The organism is Haloferax sp. YSSS75 (assembly GCF_046764215.1).
GTDB lineage: Archaea > Halobacteriota > Halobacteria > Halobacteriales > Haloferacaceae > Haloferax.
Genome location: NZ_CP177207.1, coordinates 74,406 through 94,956, shown reverse-complemented (window position 1 = coordinate 94,956; position 20,551 = coordinate 74,406). Strand labels below are relative to the sequence as shown.

17 protein-coding genes are annotated in these 20,551 nt (G+C 57.7%); 11 read left to right on the top strand and 6 right to left on the bottom strand.

Annotated features, from left to right (window positions below):
• Window positions 1–545: 545 nt before the first annotated feature.
• Together ACK3R5_RS16490 and ACK3R5_RS16485 are read right to left on the bottom strand one after the other, a co-directional pair.
• Window positions 546–2,783, bottom strand: coding sequence for a copper-translocating P-type ATPase (locus ACK3R5_RS16490; protein WP_411968881.1), 2,238 nt, complete (start codon window positions 2,781–2,783; stop codon window positions 546–548).
• Between the two features lie 120 nt (window positions 2,784–2,903).
• Window positions 2,904–3,101, bottom strand: coding sequence for a heavy-metal-associated domain-containing protein (locus ACK3R5_RS16485; RefSeq protein ID WP_411968880.1), 198 nt, complete (start codon window positions 3,099–3,101; stop codon window positions 2,904–2,906).
• 411 nt (window positions 3,102–3,512) lie between these two features.
• Between ACK3R5_RS16485 and ACK3R5_RS16480 the strand changes: the two genes are divergently transcribed.
• Window positions 3,513–4,916, top strand: coding sequence for a permease (locus ACK3R5_RS16480; protein ID WP_411968879.1), 1,404 nt, complete (start codon window positions 3,513–3,515; stop codon window positions 4,914–4,916).
• 36 nt (window positions 4,917–4,952) lie between these two features.
• Here the strand turns inward: ACK3R5_RS16480 and ACK3R5_RS16475 are convergent, their stop codons facing one another.
• Window positions 4,953–5,444, bottom strand: coding sequence for a DUF411 domain-containing protein (locus ACK3R5_RS16475; RefSeq protein WP_411968878.1), 492 nt, complete (start codon window positions 5,442–5,444; stop codon window positions 4,953–4,955).
• Between the two features lie 471 nt (window positions 5,445–5,915).
• Between ACK3R5_RS16475 and ACK3R5_RS16470 the strand changes: the two genes are divergently transcribed.
• The 6 genes from ACK3R5_RS16470 to ACK3R5_RS16445 all read left to right on the top strand — a co-directional run bounded on the left by ACK3R5_RS16470 (window position 5,916) and on the right by ACK3R5_RS16445 (window position 9,397).
• A complete protein-coding gene (locus tag ACK3R5_RS16470) occupies window positions 5,916–6,086 on the top strand; it encodes a hypothetical protein (protein WP_411968877.1) in 171 nt (56 codons plus the stop codon).
• A gap of 243 nt (window positions 6,087–6,329) precedes the next feature.
• Window positions 6,330–6,653 carry a hypothetical protein gene (locus ACK3R5_RS16465; protein WP_411965918.1) on the top strand — a complete coding sequence of 108 codons (324 nt, stop codon included), beginning with the start codon at window positions 6,330–6,332 and terminating at the stop codon, window positions 6,651–6,653.
• Window positions 6,654–6,872: 219 nt separating this feature from the next.
• A complete protein-coding gene (locus tag ACK3R5_RS16460) occupies window positions 6,873–7,289 on the top strand; it encodes a DUF302 domain-containing protein (RefSeq protein ID WP_411965919.1) in 417 nt (138 codons plus the stop codon).
• On the top strand, window positions 7,289–7,597 hold the full coding sequence (locus ACK3R5_RS16455) for an SHOCT domain-containing protein (protein WP_411968876.1): 309 nt from the start codon (window positions 7,289–7,291) through the stop codon (window positions 7,595–7,597). The genes ACK3R5_RS16460 and ACK3R5_RS16455 overlap by 1 nt, the downstream gene beginning before the upstream one ends.
• 282 nt (window positions 7,598–7,879) lie before the next feature.
• Window positions 7,880–8,614 (top strand): plastocyanin/azurin family copper-binding protein, encoded by a 735-nt coding sequence (locus ACK3R5_RS16450; RefSeq protein WP_411968875.1) that lies wholly within the window; start codon window positions 7,880–7,882, stop codon window positions 8,612–8,614.
• A 120-nt stretch (window positions 8,615–8,734) separates the two neighbouring features.
• On the top strand, window positions 8,735–9,397 hold the full coding sequence (locus ACK3R5_RS16445; protein ID WP_411968874.1) for a CDGSH iron-sulfur domain-containing protein: 663 nt from the start codon (window positions 8,735–8,737) through the stop codon (window positions 9,395–9,397).
• A 520-nt stretch (window positions 9,398–9,917) separates the two neighbouring features.
• Here ACK3R5_RS16445 and ACK3R5_RS16440 read toward each other — a convergent pair.
• Together ACK3R5_RS16440 and ACK3R5_RS16435 are read right to left on the bottom strand one after the other, a co-directional pair.
• Window positions 9,918–11,222, bottom strand: a complete 1,305-nt coding sequence (locus ACK3R5_RS16440) for an aminotransferase class III-fold pyridoxal phosphate-dependent enzyme (protein WP_411968873.1) — start codon at window positions 11,220–11,222, stop codon at window positions 9,918–9,920.
• 473 nt (window positions 11,223–11,695) lie between these two features.
• A complete protein-coding gene (locus ACK3R5_RS16435; protein ID WP_411965925.1) occupies window positions 11,696–12,457 on the bottom strand; it encodes an IclR family transcriptional regulator in 762 nt (253 codons plus the stop codon).
• 126 nt (window positions 12,458–12,583) lie between these two features.
• On the opposite strand from ACK3R5_RS16435, the gene ACK3R5_RS16430 reads away from it, so the two are divergent.
• From ACK3R5_RS16430 to ACK3R5_RS16415, 4 genes are all read left to right on the top strand, one after another.
• The gene (locus tag ACK3R5_RS16430; protein ID WP_411968872.1) at window positions 12,584–13,690 is read left to right on the top strand and encodes an NAD(P)/FAD-dependent oxidoreductase; all 1,107 of its coding nucleotides are present in this window, start codon (window positions 12,584–12,586) and stop codon (window positions 13,688–13,690) included.
• A 118-nt stretch (window positions 13,691–13,808) separates the two neighbouring features.
• A complete protein-coding gene (locus tag ACK3R5_RS16425; protein WP_411965927.1) occupies window positions 13,809–15,221 on the top strand; it encodes a Na+/H+ antiporter NhaC family protein in 1,413 nt (470 codons plus the stop codon).
• A 132-nt stretch (window positions 15,222–15,353) separates the two neighbouring features.
• On the top strand, window positions 15,354–16,487 hold the full coding sequence (gene solA / locus ACK3R5_RS16420; RefSeq protein WP_411968871.1) for an N-methyl-L-tryptophan oxidase: 1,134 nt from the start codon (window positions 15,354–15,356) through the stop codon (window positions 16,485–16,487).
• A 696-nt stretch (window positions 16,488–17,183) separates the two neighbouring features.
• Window positions 17,184–18,269, top strand: a complete 1,086-nt coding sequence (locus ACK3R5_RS16415) for a TrmB family transcriptional regulator (protein ID WP_411968870.1) — start codon at window positions 17,184–17,186, stop codon at window positions 18,267–18,269.
• Between the two features lie 14 nt (window positions 18,270–18,283).
• On the opposite strand, the gene ACK3R5_RS16410 is transcribed toward ACK3R5_RS16415, so the two are convergent.
• Complete coding sequence (locus ACK3R5_RS16410; protein ID WP_411968869.1) at window positions 18,284–20,476, bottom strand: glycoside hydrolase family 3 N-terminal domain-containing protein; 2,193 nt, start codon at window positions 20,474–20,476, stop codon at window positions 18,284–18,286.
• Window positions 20,477–20,551 lie beyond the last annotated feature (75 nt).

The window sequence follows — 20,551 nt, the reverse complement described above, 5'->3', positions numbered from 1 at the left end:
TTCCAATATTTCTGAGTCGACTAGTTACATCGTTTCGGAACTACCCTCGTGTTTCAGTTGACTGGACCGATTAATGCGAGAGATGATATTGTTTATTTAGGGCACAACCAATACCTCAAATACAGGATGGTTGATGGATGTTCTGGAGACAGCGATTACACAGAATTCGAAGTGTACAACCTCTCACTAGGGTCACTACTTCCGTTTTTACGTCGTTATTGTCCCCAGGCGCTGCAAATTGTGTTGGTCACTTCGAGTACCACCAACGTCCAGTTTTACGATTGTGTCGGGGAGATTCCTCGCCAATATATTGTTTTATGAATACAATATCACAACTATCGAGTTCGACTGCTGACAGCCGAAGCCAGACGGGGGTAGTCCAGACAGTTCTATCATCGAAATTTGATACGACACCACTACTTCGTGGCAACGAATCTGATACAGCCACGAAATCGCGAACGCAGACAGTACCCTCGTGGATAGCCTCGGGTTTCCACTGGTCTCCTCCCGAGTACTCTTCGACCATCGATTTCGCTAGCCTGAATTCAGACCGAGAGGTCGACCCCCCGAAGTCGTCTGGCGTTGATGGCGACGATGATAGTCGACAGGGACATGAACACTGCTCCAATCGCGGGCGAGAGAAGGATTCCGATAGGTGCGAGGATGCCGGCGGCGAGCGGGAGTGCGACGACGTTGTATCCAGTCGCCCACACGAGGTTCTCCTGCATCTTGCGGTAACTCGCCTTCGAGAGACGGACGAGTCGAACCACGTCGAGTGGGTTGTTGTCGACGAGGATGATGTCTCCGGACTCGATGGCGACGTCCGTTCCAGACCCGATGGCGATGCCGACGTCTGCGCGGGTCAACGCAGGCGCGTCGTTGACACCGTCACCGACCATCGCGACGAGTTTCCCCTCCGATTGGAGCTGTGCCACCTTCGTGTCTTTCTCCTCGGGCAGGACTTCGGCGAAGTACTGGTCGATGCCGAGTTCCTCGGCGACGGCGCGTGCGACGTCTTCAGAGTCGCCGGTTAGCATCGCGACTTCGATACCCATCTCGTGAAGGGCGTCGATAGCCCGGCGACTCTCCTCGCGGATGACGTCCGCGAGTGCGAACGCCGCGACGACGTCGGACTCGTCCCGGACGAGATAGATGACCGTCTGGGCGTTCGCTCCTGCTTCGTCAGCAAACGTGACCATCTCCTCGGGGCGTTGGACACCGAGTTGCTCGATGAGATTGGGCCCTCCGAGGTGCACTGTCTCCCCGTCGACAGTGGCTTTCACACCGAGCCCACGGAGGTTCTCGAAGTTCGAGACGCGCGCCCCCGAGGTATCTCGCTCTGCCGCGGCGTTCCTAATGGCACGCGCAATCATGTGCTCTGAGTCACCTTCGACACCGGCAGCGACTTCGAAGACGCGTTCTTCGTCCCAGTCACCGGTTATTTCGACACCGACGACACCCTGTTCACCTTTCGTGAGCGTCCCCGTCTTGTCGAACATCACCGTGTCCAGGTTTCGGGCGTTCTCCATCGCGATACGGTCACGGATGAGCATCCCGTTCTGTGCCGCCGTCGACGTGTTGATGGCGACGACCAGTGGGACTGCGAGTCCGAGAGCATGGGGGCAAGCGATGACGAGGACGGTGACCGCTCGTTCGACGACGGTGAGATTGAACCCGACTGCGACAACCCACGCGATGGCCGTGATTACGGCGACAGCGATAGCGATGTAAAAGAGCCATCCCGCCGCCCGGTCCGCGAGCAACTGTGTCTGTGACTTCGACTTTTGAGCCTCGTCGACGAGGCGCATGATTCCTGCGAGGGCCGTCTCGTCACCGGTCTTCGTCACCCGGACGCGCAGACTGCCGTCTTGATTGACCGTCCCCGCGATAACCTCGGCCCCGGGGTCTTTGTCGACCGGTTTGGACTCGCCAGTTATCATCGACTCGTCTACCGACGACTCACCGTCGACGACTTCACCATCGGCAGGGACCGATGCACCCGGGCGGACGAGAACGACGTCGTCTTGGTCGAGGGCCGAAACAGAGACTTCCTCAGTGTCTCCGTCTTCGGTGACTCGCTCGGCCGTATCGGGCATGAGCTTCGCTAATTCGTCCAGCGCACCTGAGGCCTGCCGGACGGAGCGCATCTCCATCCAGTGGCCCAACAGCATGATGTCGATAAGCGTGACGAGTTCCCAGAAGAAGGGCGTCGTCCCCTCGACGAACAGACTGGCGAGAGAGTAGACGAAGGCAACCGTGATTGCGAGAGAGATGAGCATCATCATCCCCGGTTCTCGGTTTTGGAGTTCGGTCCGTGCCATCGAGAGGAACGGCACGCCACCGTAAGCGAAGATAATCACCGAGAAGACGGGGGTAATCCAGACGCTCCCGGGGAACGTCGGTGCCGTGTAGCCGAAGACGCCCTGAATAAACTCGCTGAAGTAGATGACGGGTACCGAGAGGACGAGCGACACCCAAAAGCGGCGGCGGAACATCCGTTCGTGCCCCGTGTGGTCGGTGTGTGCTCGGTGGTCGTCACCGTGGCCTGCGTGCGAGTCGTCTTCGTGGCCGTCGTGTTTCTCGTGAGGTTCCCGTGGGGATTCGTCGTGTTGCGCGTGGGTGGCGTGGGTAGGTTCGCCGTCTACTTCGTGTGAGTGGTCCTCGTGTGCGCGTTCCACCTCGGAGTGGTTCGTGTGCCCAGAAGTCCCTTCAGTGGTCTGTTCGGAACTATCGGGCTGGTGTTCGTGTGGTTCGTTCGAGTGTGAGTGGTTCGTGTCGTTCATAGATTGTCTATTGGTGTCAACCCACAAGGGCTTATCCGAGCAGTGAGTCTCAGTGGCGTCTTTCAGACGTTCGTTTGGGCGAGGTACAGCAATCGATTTCGATGCTATCTCGAAGTCGTCTCAGGAAGAAGCGGAGTAGCCCGCATCTTCGATCGCTTTGACGAGAGTTGTGACGTCGGCGTCTCCGTCGACACTTGCCCGGTTAGCCGTGCGGTCGGCAACTGCGTCGGATACACCGTTCACTCGGCGGAGTGCTTCTTCGACGGTCTGCTCACAATGCTCGCAGCTCATTCCTTCGACTGTGATGGTCGTCTTCATACAGTACACTCTACGTCGGCATCTCTTAACTCAATTTGTACTTCGTTTTGCTAGTTGAAACGGGAGTGAACCTTCGAATCGAAAGTATCGATATCCGTCCTCCAATGGGTTGCTTCGACCGAGTTCCCCTTCAAATCCGAAAGTGCGGTGTCGAAGGTCTAGTTTGAAGACTCAGCAACTGAACCACTGCCAATGCACCCATACTGCAGGCTATCGACAGGCAGATATCGGTGGTATCCCCCGACAACCGGTTCACCGGCAAGCACATCGCCGTCGGCTAATGAGTCGAGTTCAATTCGCGACAACCGAACATCTCAACTCGTGTGGTCCTTTGGTTCGAAAATTCTCGGGTGCATCTCCCTCGAAATCACAGGGACAAGTGGCATGAGTTAACATAGCTTACTGTAGTATATGCTCGCAGCCATCGTCGATGGAGTTCTGGAATCCCTTCGAATCGGGGTTGGGTTCCTGTGGACGGCCGCCTGGGCCATCATCATGGGACTCGTCGTGACGAGTCTCGTGCAGGTGTACGTCTCGAAGGAACGAATGGCACAGGTTCTCGGAGAGGACGACATCAGTGGGCTCACCAAGGCGACTGTGTTTGGTGCGGCGAGTAGTGGATGTAGTTTCGGGGCTGTCGCAATCGGAAAGGGGTTGTTCAAGAAGGGTGCGCACGCCGTGAACGTCCTCGCGTTTATGTTCGCCTCGACGAACCTCATCGTCGAACTCGGACTCATGATACTCCTCCTCCTCGGTTGGGAGTTCCTCGTCGCCGAACTCGTCGGTGGCGTCATCCTCATCGGGGTGATGGCGCTCATCGTCCATCTGACACTCCCCGAGAACCTCTTCGACGACGTTCGCCAGGAATTAAATCGACGCGACCAGACCAACGGTATCACTGAAGACCCGACCTGTGGGATGGAAGGAACAGACGAGTATTCACTCACGACCGATAGTGGACAGACGCTCAAGTTCTGTTCGGCGGGGTGTATGGAAACCTACGAACAGGAGGTTGCCAGTAGAGGGAGGTGGCGCGACGAACTACTGTCGTGGGGCGGGTGGTACAAGGTCGGAAACCAGTACCGAAAAGAGTGGTCGATGATTTGGAAAGACGTCGTCGCGGGCTTTCTCGTCTCTGGATTCGTTATCGTCTTCGTTCCGCAGTGGGTGTGGAACGCACTCTTCTTCCAAGGGGATGGACTTCTCGTAAGTGCCGAAAATGCCATTATGGGCGTCGCAATCGCCGTGATAAGTTTCGTCGGGAGCATGGGAAACGTCCCGTTCGCGGTTGCGCTATGGGGTGGGGGAATCAGCTTCGCGGGCGTCATCGCATTCGTCTACGCAGACCTGATCACGATTCCCGTGTTGAACGTCTACCGGAAATACTACGGCTGGAACGTGATGCTGTACATCCTCGGTGTCTTCTTCGTGACGATGGCGTTTACCGGGTTCCTCATGGAAGAGTTGTTCTCCGTGCTCGGTATCGTCCCTGACCTCGCAGGTGGTCAGACGGCGACCGAACAGACGTACTTCGAATTCAACTACACCTTCTTCCTCAACGTGATTGCCTTCGCTCTTTCGGGCGTTCTCCTGTTCGTGTACCGTCGTGGAATCGGTGGACCGGGACAATACCGCGACCCAGTCTGTGGGATGCGAACCGACGACAGCGGCCCGACCATCTCCTTCGAGGGCCAGACGTACTACTTCTGTTCGAACCACTGTAAGCGGTCGTTCGAGAACCACCCAACCGGCTTCTCTCGCGTTCATCAGACCGATTCAGGAGGAACGAGACCACAGAGTCACGAACACCACTAAGAAGAGGGATTCACTACCTGAACCGGGCAGTTTCGGTTACACTTCGATGAAGACGTCTCCGACCGCCCCACGAGAAAATTCGTAGATAGTGAATGGACTGGTTTGTTCACCTGGCATCCCCGGCGAACCAGCCGGCATCCCAGCCAGCGCGATACCTGAAACTGACGACCGTTTGAGTGCCGTTGCGATGACGTCGGCCGGGACGTGGCCTTCGACTACGAGGTCATCGAGGACGAGAGTGTGACAACTCAGTAGGTCTTCAGGAACACCGAACTGCTCTTTGATACCAGCAACGTTGCTGGGAAAGCGCTCGACGAGTTCGACGTCGAGGAACTCCCGAAGGTACGTCGCGTATTCTTCACAGCAACTACATCCGGGTGAACTGTATTGGACGGCTTCTGTAACTGCGAGCGTACCCTCGAACGGCGGACTTTCGGTGTTAGGGGACCCAAGACAACCAGCGGCCCCAACGAGTACGATGCTTCCGAACGTCCCGAAGAACCATCGGCGAGTCGATTGCGAGGACATACGTACCACTGACTGCCGAGGAACATATCGTTAGACCGTCGTTCTCTACCGTCGAGAATTCACACTGAAATCGCGTGCGGTGGGCCTGTTCGAGCGTTATTTATATACAATCGACTTTCGAACCAGAACTGCGGTAAACGCTCTCGAACTCCCGGAAATCGAGGGATGACCGTGCTGATTGCTTACCGAAATCAAAAGCTCGTTCGAATCTATCGGGAGTTAGCCACTGAGTTCTTGTAATCTCGCCATATTACGCCCTTACAACTGTAAAGTCGAAGGTCGGTACGACTTCACTATCCACGAGGAATAGTGCGAAGAGGGGTACCGTCCAGGTGTACTCTGAGGTGAGCAAACACCATCAGACACGAAAAATCTGCGTTCCATTGTGCGTCGACGAACTTCCCCTCCCACCACGAGTTGTATGCTGGCTGTTAGCAAACATCTATGTGTTCAGAATCCCATCCTTCCGATATGTGCAATCGCCACGTCCCGCACCTCATCGCTGAGTACGAAGCGTCGAAGCGAGACGGTGATGTCGAAACCGAGGGACCTAGCGAAGAAGAGACGAAGCCAGCCTCGACGTCCACCGGCCCTGAGCGAACGCGTCCATTCGCTTCCATCGTCGCGCGTCTCACTCGCTAACACACGGGGCAGCGTACCCACCTTGGAGGTATTCTTCATCCATCCTTCGACACCGACGTAGACGAACGTGGGGTTGACTGGAAAGGCAAAGACGAGTGTGGCTGAATTCGGGAGGTACGAACGATTCTCTCGGCGAGAAACGATTAGGTCGGATTAGAAACGCTCTCGGACGGTCTCCTGATTCAGTTCACACCCATCCCGATAACCTCTGAGCCCTCCTACGAGTAACCGAGGAGAACAACAATGACTAACTTCAACATCAGCCGCTGGCTGCTCGTGGCGCTCGCAATTGTCGGACTCGCGATTGCGGCACCCGTGGTCAGCGCACACGGTACCGAAACGACTGCCGACGACGCGCCCCCATACGATGGGACTGCAACCGAATGGACTGCGTGGATGGAATCGCACATGAACGACCACATGGGCCCCGGTGCAGTCGAGTGGATGGAATCCCACATGGGAGTGACCATCGAAGAGATGGGTCAAGATATGGCTGAAGACGGACGAATGGGCGGATACGGTCCGACACGGGGATACGGTGGCATGGGTGGGGCGGGTCACTGCTAACTACTACACCACTCACGCCGCTGCCAGAGGAGATTGGGTCGTTCCCTGTCTCGCGGACGATGATATACACACCACGACATCGTTCGACCAGCCATGCGATATCCCCAGGTTTATCCGTGGCAGTGACAGAGTGTATTGTATAGTATTCCCAAAACCGGAACCGAGCTGCTAGACGACAGCAGGACGGATTGCGGCACTGAGTAACCCCAATACAAACCCATGACGTACACTATCACCACGACAATCGACGCACCGTTCGAGGACGTCCTCGACGCAGTCACGACAGAATTACAGAACGAAGGCTTCGGTATCCTCGCCGACATCGACGTACAAGCGACGTTCGAGAAGAAACTCGACGTCGAGACAGACCGGTATCGGATTCTCGGTGCCTGTAACCCACCGCTCGCTCACGAAGGAATCACAGAAGAACCTGACCTCGGAGCGCTCCTGCCGTGTAACGTCGTCGTCTACGAGACAGAAGACGAAAACGTCGTCGTGAGCGCTGTCGACCCCAAACAGCTCGTTGGTATCACCGAGAACCCGACGTTGGACCACATCGGTGACGAAGTCAACGACCGATTCGAGAACGTCGTCAACGACGTAGCGGACCAATTCGCATCAGGAGGTGGCGACTAATGGCCACGAGCAGTCGAATGAGTACGACGACCATCGTCCTCCTCGTCGTCGCAGCGATAGTCGTGATTCCACTGCTGACGATGAGTGGTGGAATGATGGGTGGCGGTTTTGGAATGTTAGGCGGCGGAATGTTCCTGTGGCCGCTCCTGCTCGTCGGCCTCGGGCTACTGGTCTACTATGCGGTTAGCGACGGTGAGCAGTCGACGTCGTCCGACGAGGCACTAGATACGCTCCGCGAACGGTACGCTCGTGGAGAGCTCTCAGACGAAGAGTTCGAAGAACGAAAACGGACGCTAGAGCGGTCCTAAAAGAAAACCGAGTACAGCTCACACCGTCACGGGGACGACCACGACCAACTACGCTTTGGAATCGAAAGACATGCCCCCTCGTCCCATTAAATATTGAACAGCAAACCCAATAACCAACAATATCGTATGTGCGAGTATGACCGAAGTGCACCTCTACACTCAGGAAACGTACGGCGTCCGAAACCGACGACGCTCGTGTACACTGACGACGAACGAGTGGCCGAGTTCATCGGTATCGTCGAGTTCGTTCGCGGGTAACCCACCGCTCCAACCAAACACATCATGAAATCTACCAGAAGACAGTTCCTCCGAATAGTCGGTGCCGGTGCCATCACGACTGCTGGCGCAGCGACCGGTGCATCAGCGCAACAGACTCCCGTCGTAGAGATGGGAAACAATTACTTCGACCCTATCGGGTTGTACGTCGAACCCGGAACGACCGTCCGCTTCGAGATTACAGCGGGGGCCCACTCAGCGACGGCCTACGCAGACCGCATTCCCTCGGATGCACGTCCATTCGATAGTGGCACCATCTCGGAGGGGAGTTACGAGTACACCTTCGAGAAATCGGGCACGTACGATTACTACTGTATTCCCCACAAGTCCCTCGGCATGGTTGGTCGAATCGTCGTCGGTCAACCCGGTGGCCCGGCCGAAGAGACGCCGATTCCAGATGGCGACGTTCCCGATAGCGAGACGATTGTCCAACGTGGAAGCATCCCTTACGGGGCGGACGAAGATTCAAGAGCGTATTCGAATGGCGGAATGATGGGTCCTGGAATGATGAGCGGTGGTCGTGGCGGGCGGCCCTTTGGTCTCCCGTTGGTCGGTGGGGCACTCGGGGCCCTTGGGGTGGCCGGCGCGGCACTCTATTGGGCCCTCAAACGGACAGGAGTGAATGGTGAGACAGACGACTCGGCGATGAACCTCCTTCGGAGCAGATACGCACGGGGGGATATCGACGACGAAGAGTACCAGCGCCGTCGACGACGACTCGAAAACGACCGCGATACCTGAAACCCAGACCAATAGGTGAGAATACGACGCTATCGGCCAGCCACTGTATGAGGGTTGTTATCACTACACAAGTATTTACCACTGGAAACCCATCGAACCTCCACTGTTGGAGTACCGACGATGGAAGAAGACATCCACCACTATTCTGGAGAGTCAGTCGATGTCACGTACGACGTGAAACGGTGTATCCACGCGGCGGAATGCATCCGTGGACTGCCGAGCGTCTTCGATAAAGGAAAACGGCCGTGGGTCGAACCCGACAATTCCGACCCAGACCAACTGACAGAGGTCATCACCCGGTGTCCGACGGGAGCGTTACACTTCGAACGGTCTGACGGCGGAGCGTCCGAAACCGTCCCAGACGAAAACTCGGTCACGATTGTCCCCGATGGGCCACACTACCTGCGAGGGGATATCGAACTCGTGCGTCCCGACGGAACAACACTCCTCGAAGACACCCGTGTCGCACTGTGTCGGTGCGGCGCGTCCTCCAACAAACCCCTTTGTGACAACAGTCACCGCGAAATCGGATTCACCGCGGACGGACAAATTCGTGAGAAAGCAGACAACGAGAGAGCGCCACAGGAGAGCAAATCCTTACGAATTACCCCGACGCGGAACGGTCCGTTAGAACTCGACGGCCCCTTCGAACTCAGTTTACTGGGAGACGCCACGTCGTGTCGTGAAGACCACGCCACATTCTGTCGATGCGGTGGGTCTGGAGACAAGCCGTTTTGCGACGGAACACACGAGCGAATCGGCTTCACCACCGACGAGGAGTAATTACTGAACCGACACTCGATATTTTTTTCCGCCATATATTTGGCCTCTGATAGTTATTAATGAGAGCGTTGACCCACGCTAACCATATTATCAAATCTCGGGTAATTTATCAGTGGATATTCTAACCAAGGTGTGAAAGCTACAATACAGTAAGTCACGGCAGCTTTCAAATAATGAGAGAAAGATATGTTTGGAATTTGTGACTCCTAGGTAGCTTGACTGCGATAGTCCAAACAGACCACGTTGTTATGACATAATTCAGACTATTTTAGTCGGCCGTGGTTCGACGCTTCCTCTTCCACTACCATCACTCGTGGCATCAGACGACAGAATCTCGTAGAACAGGCGAAAAGTGGGGAAGGGATGGGACAGTTCGCCCACTTCTCCGCCGAGACATACCATGACCTTGGGGTGGGTTCAGATTGGTCACCGTCGTGAACCAGTGGGGGCGGAAAGTGCTCACGAACGGACTGGGGCTTTCGAAACCCTCGCTTCCGTCATCTCCTCGGCGGGGTATCGATTACGTCGCGCTAATCGCGTCGTCGAGGAGTTCGACGGCGATATCGAGTTCGCGGTCACGGACGTCGAGTGGCGGTAGCAACCGCAGCGTCTTCTTCCCACACCCGAGCGTCAACAGACCACGCTGGAGCGCAGCGTCGACGACGGCGTCACGCCGTTCCTTGGTGTCGAACTCGATGGCCGTCATCAGACCGAGGCCACGTGCGTCGACGACGGCAGTCTCGTGTCGTTCCTGCAGGTCACGAAGCTGACCGAGCAAGCGTTCACCTTTTCGTTCGGCGTGCGAGAGGAGGCCGTGTTCCTCGATAGCCGCGAGGGTGAGCGTCCCTTGGATGGACGAGAGGATGTCACCGGCGCCCCACGTCGACGAGAGGCGACTCCTCTCTTCGGGGAAGATTTCCGACTTCGAGATGGTCGCACCGACGCGCAGGGCTTTCGCACTCGTGATGACGTCGGGTTCGATGTCGAAGTGGTCGACAGCCCACATCTCGCCGGTTCGGCCAGCGCCCGATTGGATTTCGTCGGCGATAATCGGGATGTCGTGTTCGGAAGAGAGCGCATCGAGTTCGCGCATGAACTGTGGGTCGGGGACCTGATAGCCCCCCTCTCCCTGAATCGGTTCGAGGATGATGAACGCGACCTGTTCTGCCGGAACGTGTCCGTGTTTCGAGTCGAGTTTCTCGCGGAGACGCTGGACTCCCTCTACCGAGTACGGAACGTCGTGTATCCCGCTAATCTCCGGGAACTTCTGGCGGTGGACGGACTTCGACCGGTTCAAAGAGAGTGCGCCGAGTGTTCGGCCGTGGAACGCCCCCTCGAACGTCACACCGTACTTGGGGACGTCACAGTGGTCGTAGCAAATCTTTATCGCGTTCTCGACTGCCTCCGCCCCGGAGTTCGAGAGGAAGACAGTGTCCATGTCGTACTGCGACGTGATTTCGGTGAGTGTGTTCATCAGATGGGCCGGGCCGGGGAGTTCTGCCTCGTCCGGCGTCCCGCCAGTACTGACGTAGAAGTCCTGTCCCGCAATCTTCAGCGGGTCGACCAGGTCGAACGCTTCGAGTTTGTCCAGTATCTTCGGGTTGTTGTAGCCGAGTGGGGCCGCAGCGACGTGACTCGTGAAATCGAGGAGGACGTTCCCATCGGCGTCCGTACAGAAGGGACCGTCGGCGTCTTCGGTGATGTCCCACACGAAATCGTAGACGTACGTGCTCGGTGCGGATGAGTCGCGATGGAAATCGACCCACTCAGTCGCCTTCGGGCCCGGTAGTTCTTCGACTACAGGTTCGGCGTTCTCTCGGTGCATACGCAAATTCTGCGATACCTACAACATAAATCATGCGAATTACTATCTGTGAGCCAATGTGTCGAGGCGTCCACTCGAACCAGCAAGTCGTAGTACCGATGACAACGACGACTTCGAAACCGAACGTCCTGAAACAACAGCGTCCCGTAGTCACGTGTTTGGTAATACCAAATTCAGGCCCGTCGTTTCATCAGCACGCCGTGAGTAGGTGGTCAGAGAACAGTGTGGGCGAAAATCGAATCTGGATTTAGGACATCTCACCGGAGGAGAGTGTACTGACATTTTGGAACTGTGATGGACAGACAGCGGACGAAAGAAACCCATCCGACTGCATCGAATCACTGCCGATGGAGCAAGATAAACCGTCGAGGGTGTTGCATTACAAGCATACATCTGTAACATCGAGTGTGGGGTATCCACACAGTGTTTGGTGATACCAAACGTTCGGAACGGGAGTCTCGGTGGGACAGATTCTATCCCTGCTCGATTTCGATTTGATTCGCTGCGCCTCGGACGCTCGCTGCCAGTTCCTCCATTCGGGAGTCGTCCAACCGTGACGCGTGGCCGCTCACCACCACCGCACCCATGAGTTCACCAGACGCGTATTTTACCGCGCACGCGACGGACCTCGCACCTAACACTTGTTCCTGGTTGTTCACTGCGTATCCCTGCGTGCGTATCTGCTCTAGTTCCTCCCGGAGTATCGCGGGGTCGGTTATCGTCTGCGACGTCACCGGTTGTAATTCACGCGAGAGTATCTCGTCGCGTCGCTCCTCTGGCATGTGAGCCAACATCGCCTTCCCGACTGCAGTGGCGTGGAGTAACGCAGTTCGGCCGATTGGTGTCACAGACTCGATTGCGTCGGGGCCCCCGCGAGTCGCGTGCACGAAATGGACCATCTCGTCTTCCTCGACGGCGAGGTGAACGACTTCACCGGTCGATTCGGCGAGGGTATTCGCGACCGAGTGTCCGTATCGATACAGGTCGAAACTCTCGCGAACGAGGTTTCCGGCCGTGAGGAATCCGAGGCTTGCACGATATTCGTTCCCCCGCTGGGTCACGTATCCCAGTTCCGAGAGCGTCGAGAGATGCGTGTGGACAGTGGTCTTCGAACAACCGAGTGCGTCCGACAGTTCAGTGACGCCAGCACCGTCTCGGTCGATGAGTTCGTCCACGACGGCGAACGCTGTCTGGACCGATTTGATAGTGCGTGGTCCGGAGTCACGAGTTCCCATAGGCCACCAATATCCGACGATTGCTATAACAGTTTGGCATCGACAAACACACGTGACGGAGCGAACGAGACACGTCAACATCCTCCGTGAAAACCTTTTTATCAGGCGAGGATTATCAGCAACCCAATGGACCCGGTAGTCATCATTGGAGGTGGCGTCATTGGAGCCAGTCTCGCCTACCATCTCCGAGACCACCCTCGCCCCGTCGTTCTGTACGAGCGCAACGCCCTCGGTTCCGGTACGTCGGCAGACTCCGTCGCCCTCTTCGTCTGGCATCAATCGTCACCCGACGAGTCGAGTCACAACCTCCGAGCACGTTCCTGGGAACAGTACGAACCACTCGTTCGTGACGAAACCCTGAGCTTCGAGCAGATAGGAACGCTCGACGTTGCCAAGACGGACGAGGAAGCCGAGAACCTTCAGTCACTCACGGAAGACATCGAGGAGTTCGGTGCCGAGGCGACGTTCCTCGAGCCAGATGCGCTTTCTGACCACGGTATCGACCCCACCGTCGTCGCGGGCGCGATGTTCACTCCCGAGGATGGATACCTCGACCCATCCGAAATCATTCAGCATTACATCCACGAGGCAACCGACGAAGGCGTCACCGTCGAAACACAGACGGCAGTCACAGACGTCGTCACCGAAGACGGCCGTGTCACGGGCGTCGAAACAGAAGCTGGAAACCACGATGCGGCCGCCGTGGTGAACGCGGCCGGACCGTGGGCCCCGACTGTAAACGACATGGTCGACATATCCCTGCCGTTCCGCCACAACCGAGGGCCTGTGGTCGTCCTGCAAAAAGACGAGTCGTTCTCCCTCCCGTTCGTCCAATTCGGAGATGGGATGTACTTCCGAGGCGAAGGGCGAAATCAGGCGTTCGCTGGTGATTTCGGGGCGAGCTTCGACGACGCCGAGTTACTGAATCCGGCGGGTGCGCGGTCCATTCCCCACGAGTTCTACCTCGAAATCGACGACCGGATTCAGGAAGCTATTCCACGACTCGAAGGGGTCGAACTGGTCAACGAGTGGGTCGGAGTTCGCACACTCACACCCGACGGGGTTCCAACCGTCGGGAAGACGGAAGTCGACGACTTCTACATCGCTGCCGGGATGAACGGCCTCGGCGTCACACTCGCTCCTGCAGTGGGGGAATTCCTCGCGGGCGTAATCACGGGTGGAAGCGTCGACGACGACGTCGAATCCTACCTGTCACCGGCCCGGTTCTCGTGAGACGACTCCAGCCACCTCATATCCGTCACTGAGACAGCGGCCTACACTGGTTCTTTTGTTAGTATTTGTCATGATAGACAGTAACATTCTTATACCATTACTATAATGGTCTTTCTGTATGTTCGAAGGTTCAGCCTTGTCGTTGCTACCAGTCGCGGTGGCACTCGTACTGGCATTCAAGACGAGAAACGCGGTGTTCTCGCTGCTCATCGGCTCCGTCGTCGGTGTCATGATGCTCGGGAGCGACCCCTTCACCGGGACTGCTCAGTTGTTCCAAGATGCGCTGGGCAGCGGGTGGTTCATCTGGGTCATCATGATTCAGGTGTTCGTCGGAATCTTGATTGCGTTCTTCATGTTCGCGGGCGTCACCGAGCGATTCGCGGAACTGGTTTCAGAACGCGTCGAGTCCGACAGAGGTGCACAGGGGATGACGTGGGTGCTCGGTGTGCTCGTGTTCTTCAGCGACTACTTCAGCCCACTCCTGTCCGGTCCCGTCATGCGACCGGTGACGGACGAACACGACGTCTCCCGAGAGAAACTCGCGTACATCCTCGACTCCACGAGTGCGGCCGTTCCGACCCTGATTCCCATCAGTGGCTGGGCAGTCTTCATCGCGGGACTCATCGCCGAGCAAGGTAACGTCCCGAACAAGACTGTCGCCCTCGACGTCTTCGTCAACTCTGTCGCGTACAACTTCTACGGCGTCCTCTCCATCGCGCTCGCCGGACTGATTGCCGCTGGCGTCGTCTCCGATTTCGGGCCGATGAAGAAAGCCGAGAACCGTGCGCGTAACACCGGGAAGGTGCTCCGCGACCAAGCCAACCCACTCGTCGGTGTCGAAATCGAAGAAATCGACCCGAAGGAGGGCAAGTCCGCGAGCATTCTGCTCCACCTGGTCGTTCCAGTCCTCATCATCCTCGGAATCAGTATCGGGACGTTCGTCGTCCTGCAGGACGTCAAAATCCTCGCCGCGTTCATGGCGGCGACGACGTGGCTCGCCGGTGTGATGTACTTCCAGGGATACTTCGACGACATCAGCCACCTCGTCGACATCTCGACTGACGGTGTCAAGGGCGTCTTCCCAGCGATGATGGTGCTCGCACTCGCGTACATGATCAACGAGATTACGGGACAACTCGGTGCTCCTGATTACGTCATCGCCGTCACGCAGGGATGGCTGACTCCAGCACTCCTGCTGTTCGTCACGTTCGTCACTGGCGCGGCCATCTCGTTCTTCAGCGGAACCTCGTGGGGGACCTACGGCATCATGATTCCCATCATCGTGCCAATCGCGTTCAACATGAACGGTGGCACGTTCGGCCCAGTCCTCTACGCCGCAGTCGCCGCCGTCGTCGGTGGCGGCCTGTTCGGTGACCACTGTTCGCCGCTGTCCGACACCAGTATCCTGTCCTCGTTCGGTGCAGCGTCCGACCACATGGACCACGTGCGAACGCAACTACCGTACGCGATAGCCGCAGGAAGCATAACTGCCGTCGGGTACGCCATCGTCGGTGTGCTCATCGCTCCGTAACACTCGCTCAGTAATCGAGTTCCAAACTGAGTTTCGGCCGCTGTCAACCGACTCGTCCACGCCACTATGGACCGACGAGAGTGGGTCGAACTCGGGCCAACACTTATTGTCGCCTCAGCGTACCTGCACGTAATGACAGTTCGGTCGTACGATACAATCGTCGTCGGTGTCGGTGGGATGGGGAGCGCCGCAACCTACCACTTGGCCAAACGCGGCGTCGACGTTCTCGGACTAGAGCGCTACGACGTTCCGCACACCCGCGGGTCGTCGCACGGTGATACACGAATTTTTCGCCTGACTCAACCAGAACACCCCGATTACGTCCCGCTCGCGAAACGAGCACACGAACTCTGGCGAGCGCTGGAGGACGAATCGGGGACGAATCTCTTGACGACGACTGGGTCGGTCCACGCCGGTCCAGAGGGTGGGTCGATGGTCACAGACGCTGTCGAATCCCTCGAAGCACACGACGTCGACCACGAGGTTCTTTCGGGCACTGAACTCGCCGAGCGGTTCCCGGGGTACGGACTCCCCGACGACCATCGAGGAGTCTATCAACCCGACGGTGGGTTTCTGGCGTGCGAACGAGCGACGTCGACCCACGTGAAACAGGCGTTCGAGCACGGGGCGACGGTTCGCGCCCGTGAAGCAGTCGAAGATATCGATATCAGGGAACACGGCGTCACCGTGTCGACGACGCGTGGTGAGTACAGCGCAGACAACCTCGTCCTCGCGACGGGCGGGTGGACCGGCAAGCACCTCGACTTCCTCTCCGACCTGTTGACGCCGCAACGTCGGGTGCTCGCGTGGTTCCAACCGTCGAAACCGGAGCACTTCCAACCCGGGAACTTCCCGGTGTTTAGCGCAGACGTCCCGGAGGGCAACTTCTACGGATTCCCGGTGTTCGAACGGCCGGGGTTCAAAATCGGGATGACACCGGAGTCTCCCGAAACGATAGACCCAGACGACTGGAACGACGAACCGACGCTCGGTGACGAGAGGCGACTTCGGCCGCTGGTCGAGAACCACTTCCCCGACGCGGCGGGCGAGACAGTTCGACTGGCCACCTGCATCATCACCTACTCGCACGACGAACACTTCTACCTCGACACGCACCCCGAATACCCGCACGTCTCTATCGCCGCAGGGTTCACAGGACACGGCTACAAGTTCTGCAGTGTCGTCGGCGAAGTGCTCGCTGATTTGGCCACCGAAGGAGGGACCGACCATCCCATCGACGTCCACCAGTTCGACGGCAGACTGTAACGGCGTTCGGACCGGTCGGAATACACACGGTTCAGACCACTCGTCTCTCGAACCGAGATGTAACGGGCACCCAATATGTTCGGTGGAGCCGAAGTTTCTGGAAAGGTATTGTAATAATTCTTAAGTTAACTCTTTTACCTTGCTTCTGGTACAGAAAGGCGTCTCTAGCAATAGAGAACGTTGAGCACCGTGAGTTCGCCCGAGAGACCCTAACCCCCCTTGTGGTGGCACACGTCCGGGTTATCCGCTGGTAAGAGGGGGAACTCAAAGAGAAATCTATCCCGTTCTGCCCCCTTTCGGAAGACATCGTATGTCGAGTCCAGCGAGTTCGACGTGAATCGTAGTCCTGTTCCCAAACCAAAGAGGCTTCGAAGAAATATACGGAATCCGTTACAACGAATTTTCAACCAATATTTTTAGATATTGGCAGATTTGGTCTGGTGAAACATACGGAATTTACTCTGTAAAACAAACCATGAATAGACATTCTGAATACTATTTTGGAGTTCTAATCTATTATTATTGAATATCTATCGTAGACCTCTTCTAACTATCAAACAAAATTGTATGTATTAGATATGATTATTTGTCGAGTGTCGCTCTCCTCTTTCCGGCGTCGATGGTGAACAGTGAGGACGCTCTCGGCCACCGAAACCTGACGAAGCGTTCATGTGGAGGTGTATACTGTGTCTTGTCATGGACCGCGAGACGCTGACACAGGCACTGGAGTACGCGGACCTCACCTCGTACCAGGCCGACGCCTACCTCACGCTCTTGGAGATGGGCGCCTCTCCCGCTATCGAAGTCGGGCGTGAGAGTTCGGTGCCTGTCTCACAGGTCTACGACGTCCTCCGAAGTCTCGAATCGAGAGGCTACGTCGAGACGATAGAGCGGGAGAAACTCTACGTTCGCCCGCGTGACCCAGACGCCGCGATGGCCGACCTCGAGTCTCGTGGGGAACTCCTCTCTGACGCTGCAGAAGAAGTCCGCGAGCGCTATCGAACCCCGGAGCGGATGGACGCACGCGTCGGCGTCACCAAACGTGCCGAGACGGCGGTCGGAAACGCGCGAGACCTCATCGACGACGCGAAGACCGTCGTGGAAGTCGCCGGGACGTTCGAACAACTGCAGTTGCTTGCTCCGGCACTTCGAACGGCCCGACAACGTGGCGTCGTCGTGCGTGCATCCGTCTACGTCGAAGACGGAGAGACCCCACCGGAGGATTTCGACCCCAAGGGAGTCCTCTCAGAACTGCGGGCGTGTACCATCCCCGGACCATTCCTCGTCGTCATCGACCGGCATCGAACGTGTTTCGCACCGAATTCGCGGTCAGACGAAGACTACGGTGTCCTCGTCTACGACCGAATCCTCCCGTTCGTCTTCCACTGGTTCTACCTCACCTGCCTCTGGAACCTCTACCCGTCCGTCTACGTCGACGACAGAGACCAGTTCATCTACGTCACCATGGAAGAACTGGTCAGGGACTGCCGCCCGTTGTGGGAAGAAGGGTACGAACTCGGCGTCGCAGTCGAAGGAATCGACATCGCCACCGACACCGAAATCAGTATCGAAGGAACCGTCGTGGACGTCTCTTTCCTCGGTGACGAACGCGACCCGTCACGGTTGGCCCTCTCTGACCTCGGGTCGTACAAGAACATCACACTCGACACCGGTGACGATACCGTCGTCGTCGGCGGGTGGGGCGCCGTCTACGAAGACGTCGAGATGCGAACGATTTCACTCGTCGATATCGATATCGGAGCGAAACCTGCCCACCTGTAGAGCCGATTTTCGAGTCAGTGGTCGACCACTTCGATGGACGTTTCGAGTGACTCGGTCCGAAGGGTGAGCGTTCCCGCCTCGAACCGACGCGTCCCATCGGGTCGGACCACGTCGAACGCGTCGACGGGGATGTCGAACCGAACCGTTCGTTCCTCACCGGGTTCGAGGGTGACGCGTCGGAACTCGACGAGTTCTTCCACAGGCGTCACGACAGAGGCAGACTCTCGGCCGCCGAAGACCTGAACGACTTCCTCACCCGCCCGACCACCCGTGTTCGCGAGCGTGACAGAGACGTCGAGTGACTCGCCAGCAGAGACTGACTCGTCGTGGACCGAGAAGTCACGATACTCGAAGGTTGTGTACGACAGGCCGTGGCCGAACGCCCACAGTGGGTCGTACGACGGCAGGTGTTCGTCTTCACCGATTGGGTACGGGTGCGGGAGGTAATTGTGACGTACCGGCAGGTGCCCCTCCGAACGAGGGACCGATATCGGGAGTTTCCCACTCGGGTTGTGCTCGCCAAAGAGTGTCTCGGCGACGGCGATGCCGCCGTCGGCGCCCGGATAGTACGCCTGTAGGATGGCATCGACGTGTTCGGCCGCCCACGGGATAGCAAGTGGCCGTCCAGCGACGAGGACGAGTGCGGTTGGCGTCCCAGTCGCGACGACTGCTTCCAGAAGCTCTTTTTGTGCATCCGGGAGGGCCAGTTGGGCGCGGTTCGGGAACCGGTCTGTCGGCCCGTTTACGTCCTGTGGGCCGAACTCGTGGAGGTACCAGTTCTCACCGAGTACGACCACCGCGGCATCGGCGTCGGCGGCGGCCGAGACTGCCGCATCCACGTCGTCGGCGTCGGCGATACCGGCCCCACGTTCGTACGTGACAGTCGTCTCGGGCGCGACGAGAGACTCGATACCCGCTCGAATCGTCGTGCCGTCCAGTTCTGCTGGGTCTTTCAGGCTCCATCCACCGACTTGATGTCTCAGTTCGTCTGCGTTCGGTCCCGTGACGAGTATCTCGTCCACGTCGTCGTCGAACGGAAGACAGTCACCGTCGTTTTTCAGGAGGGTCATCGACTTTCGTGCCGCATCGAGCGCCACGTCTCGGTGGTCGTCTCTCTCCAGGGTCGCTCGTGAGTCTTCGGGAACGACGAACGGGTCGTCGAACAGACCGACGTCGGCTTTGAGTTCGAGCACGCGACGAACAGCAGTGTCGACGGCCGAGTCGTCGATTTTCCCTGCCTCCACCAACGAGACGATGTGGTCGACGTGGTCGATTTCACCCAGTGAGTGGACGTCGATACCGGCAGTGAACGACTGGTAGACGGCGTCAGCTTGCGTCTGCGCGACATGGTGGTTCTCGTGGAGCATGTCGATGCCGTGCCAGTCGGAGGCGACGTACCCGTCGAAGCCGAGTTCCTCGCGCAAAACGTCGGTAAGCCAGTAGCGAGACCCGTGTGAAGGCTCTCCGTTGATGGAGTTGTAACTGGGCATGATGCCCTCGATACCCGCTTCGACGACGTTCTCGAACGGCGGGAGGAAATCGCGGTAGAGCGACGAGAGCGACTTGTCGACGGGGGCGGCGTCCTCCCCGCGTTCCGGTTCGCCATAGGCGGGGAAGTGTTTCGCCATGGCAGCGACGTCGACGGACGCGCCGTGGATTCCACGTGCCTTCGCGGCAGCGAGTTCACCACAGAGGTACGGTGATTCACCGAACGTCTCGAACGTTCGACCCCACCGCGGGTCGCGGGCCACGTCGCACGTCGGCCCGTACGTGAGACTCGACCCAGTGGCAGCGACTTCCCTCGCCGTGACCGACCCAATCTGTTCGACGAGCGACCGGTCACGGGCAGCAGCGACGCCGAGATTGTGGGGAAACACTGTCGTCTCCGCGACGTAGGCGTTCCCGTGAATCGCATCGACGGGGATGAGAATCGGAATCCCGAGACGAGTCTCGTCGCGAGCGACTCGCTGGAGTTCGTTGGCGATTTCGACGACCTCCTCGGCGTCACGGTGTGGCGAAGCACCGTAGCCGAAGGGCGTCACGAAACCGATACCGTGCTCACGGACCATCTGCGTCGCGTCCTCTATGGTCCGAGTCTCGTCCATCGTCCCGACGTACGTTCCTGCGAGTTGGGCCGCCTTCTCCCGGAACGTCATCTCGGTGAGGAGGGCATCCACGTGGTCGTCCGTCTCGTCTGCGTCCGTCATTCGAGTGTCCTTGTGTGTCATAACAGGGCAGTAGTGGTAGTCGTGTTGTTCTCGAACCGGTCGCTGTGTAGTTCG

Coding starts and splice junctions, on each gene's coding strand:
- solA (WP_411968871.1), top strand. CDS start 15,354: ATGACAGTTCGGTCGTACGATACAATCGTCGTCGGTGTCGGTGGGATG.
- ACK3R5_RS16465 (WP_411965918.1), top strand. CDS start 6,330: ATGACTAACTTCAACATCAGCCGCTGGCTGCTCGTGGCGCTCGCAATT.
- ACK3R5_RS16485 (WP_411968880.1), bottom strand. CDS start 3,101: ATGAAGACGACCATCACAGTCGAAGGAATGAGCTGCGAGCATTGTGAG.
- ACK3R5_RS16475 (WP_411968878.1), bottom strand. CDS start 5,444: ATGTCCTCGCAATCGACTCGCCGATGGTTCTTCGGGACGTTCGGAAGC.
- ACK3R5_RS16430 (WP_411968872.1), top strand. CDS start 12,584: ATGGACCCGGTAGTCATCATTGGAGGTGGCGTCATTGGAGCCAGTCTC.
- ACK3R5_RS16470 (WP_411968877.1), top strand. CDS start 5,916: ATGTGCAATCGCCACGTCCCGCACCTCATCGCTGAGTACGAAGCGTCG.
- ACK3R5_RS16425 (WP_411965927.1), top strand. CDS start 13,809: ATGTTCGAAGGTTCAGCCTTGTCGTTGCTACCAGTCGCGGTGGCACTC.
- ACK3R5_RS16460 (WP_411965919.1), top strand. CDS start 6,873: ATGACGTACACTATCACCACGACAATCGACGCACCGTTCGAGGACGTC.
- ACK3R5_RS16415 (WP_411968870.1), top strand. CDS start 17,184: ATGGACCGCGAGACGCTGACACAGGCACTGGAGTACGCGGACCTCACC.
- ACK3R5_RS16445 (WP_411968874.1), top strand. CDS start 8,735: ATGGAAGAAGACATCCACCACTATTCTGGAGAGTCAGTCGATGTCACG.
- ACK3R5_RS16455 (WP_411968876.1), top strand. CDS start 7,289: ATGGCCACGAGCAGTCGAATGAGTACGACGACCATCGTCCTCCTCGTC.
- ACK3R5_RS16410 (WP_411968869.1), bottom strand. CDS start 20,476: ATGACGGACGCAGACGAGACGGACGACCACGTGGATGCCCTCCTCACC.
- ACK3R5_RS16490 (WP_411968881.1), bottom strand. CDS start 2,783: ATGAACGACACGAACCACTCACACTCGAACGAACCACACGAACACCAG.
- ACK3R5_RS16435 (WP_411965925.1), bottom strand. CDS start 12,457: ATGGGAACTCGTGACTCCGGACCACGCACTATCAAATCGGTCCAGACA.
- ACK3R5_RS16450 (WP_411968875.1), top strand. CDS start 7,880: ATGAAATCTACCAGAAGACAGTTCCTCCGAATAGTCGGTGCCGGTGCC.
- ACK3R5_RS16440 (WP_411968873.1), bottom strand. CDS start 11,222: ATGCACCGAGAGAACGCCGAACCTGTAGTCGAAGAACTACCGGGCCCG.
- ACK3R5_RS16480 (WP_411968879.1), top strand. CDS start 3,513: ATGCTCGCAGCCATCGTCGATGGAGTTCTGGAATCCCTTCGAATCGGG.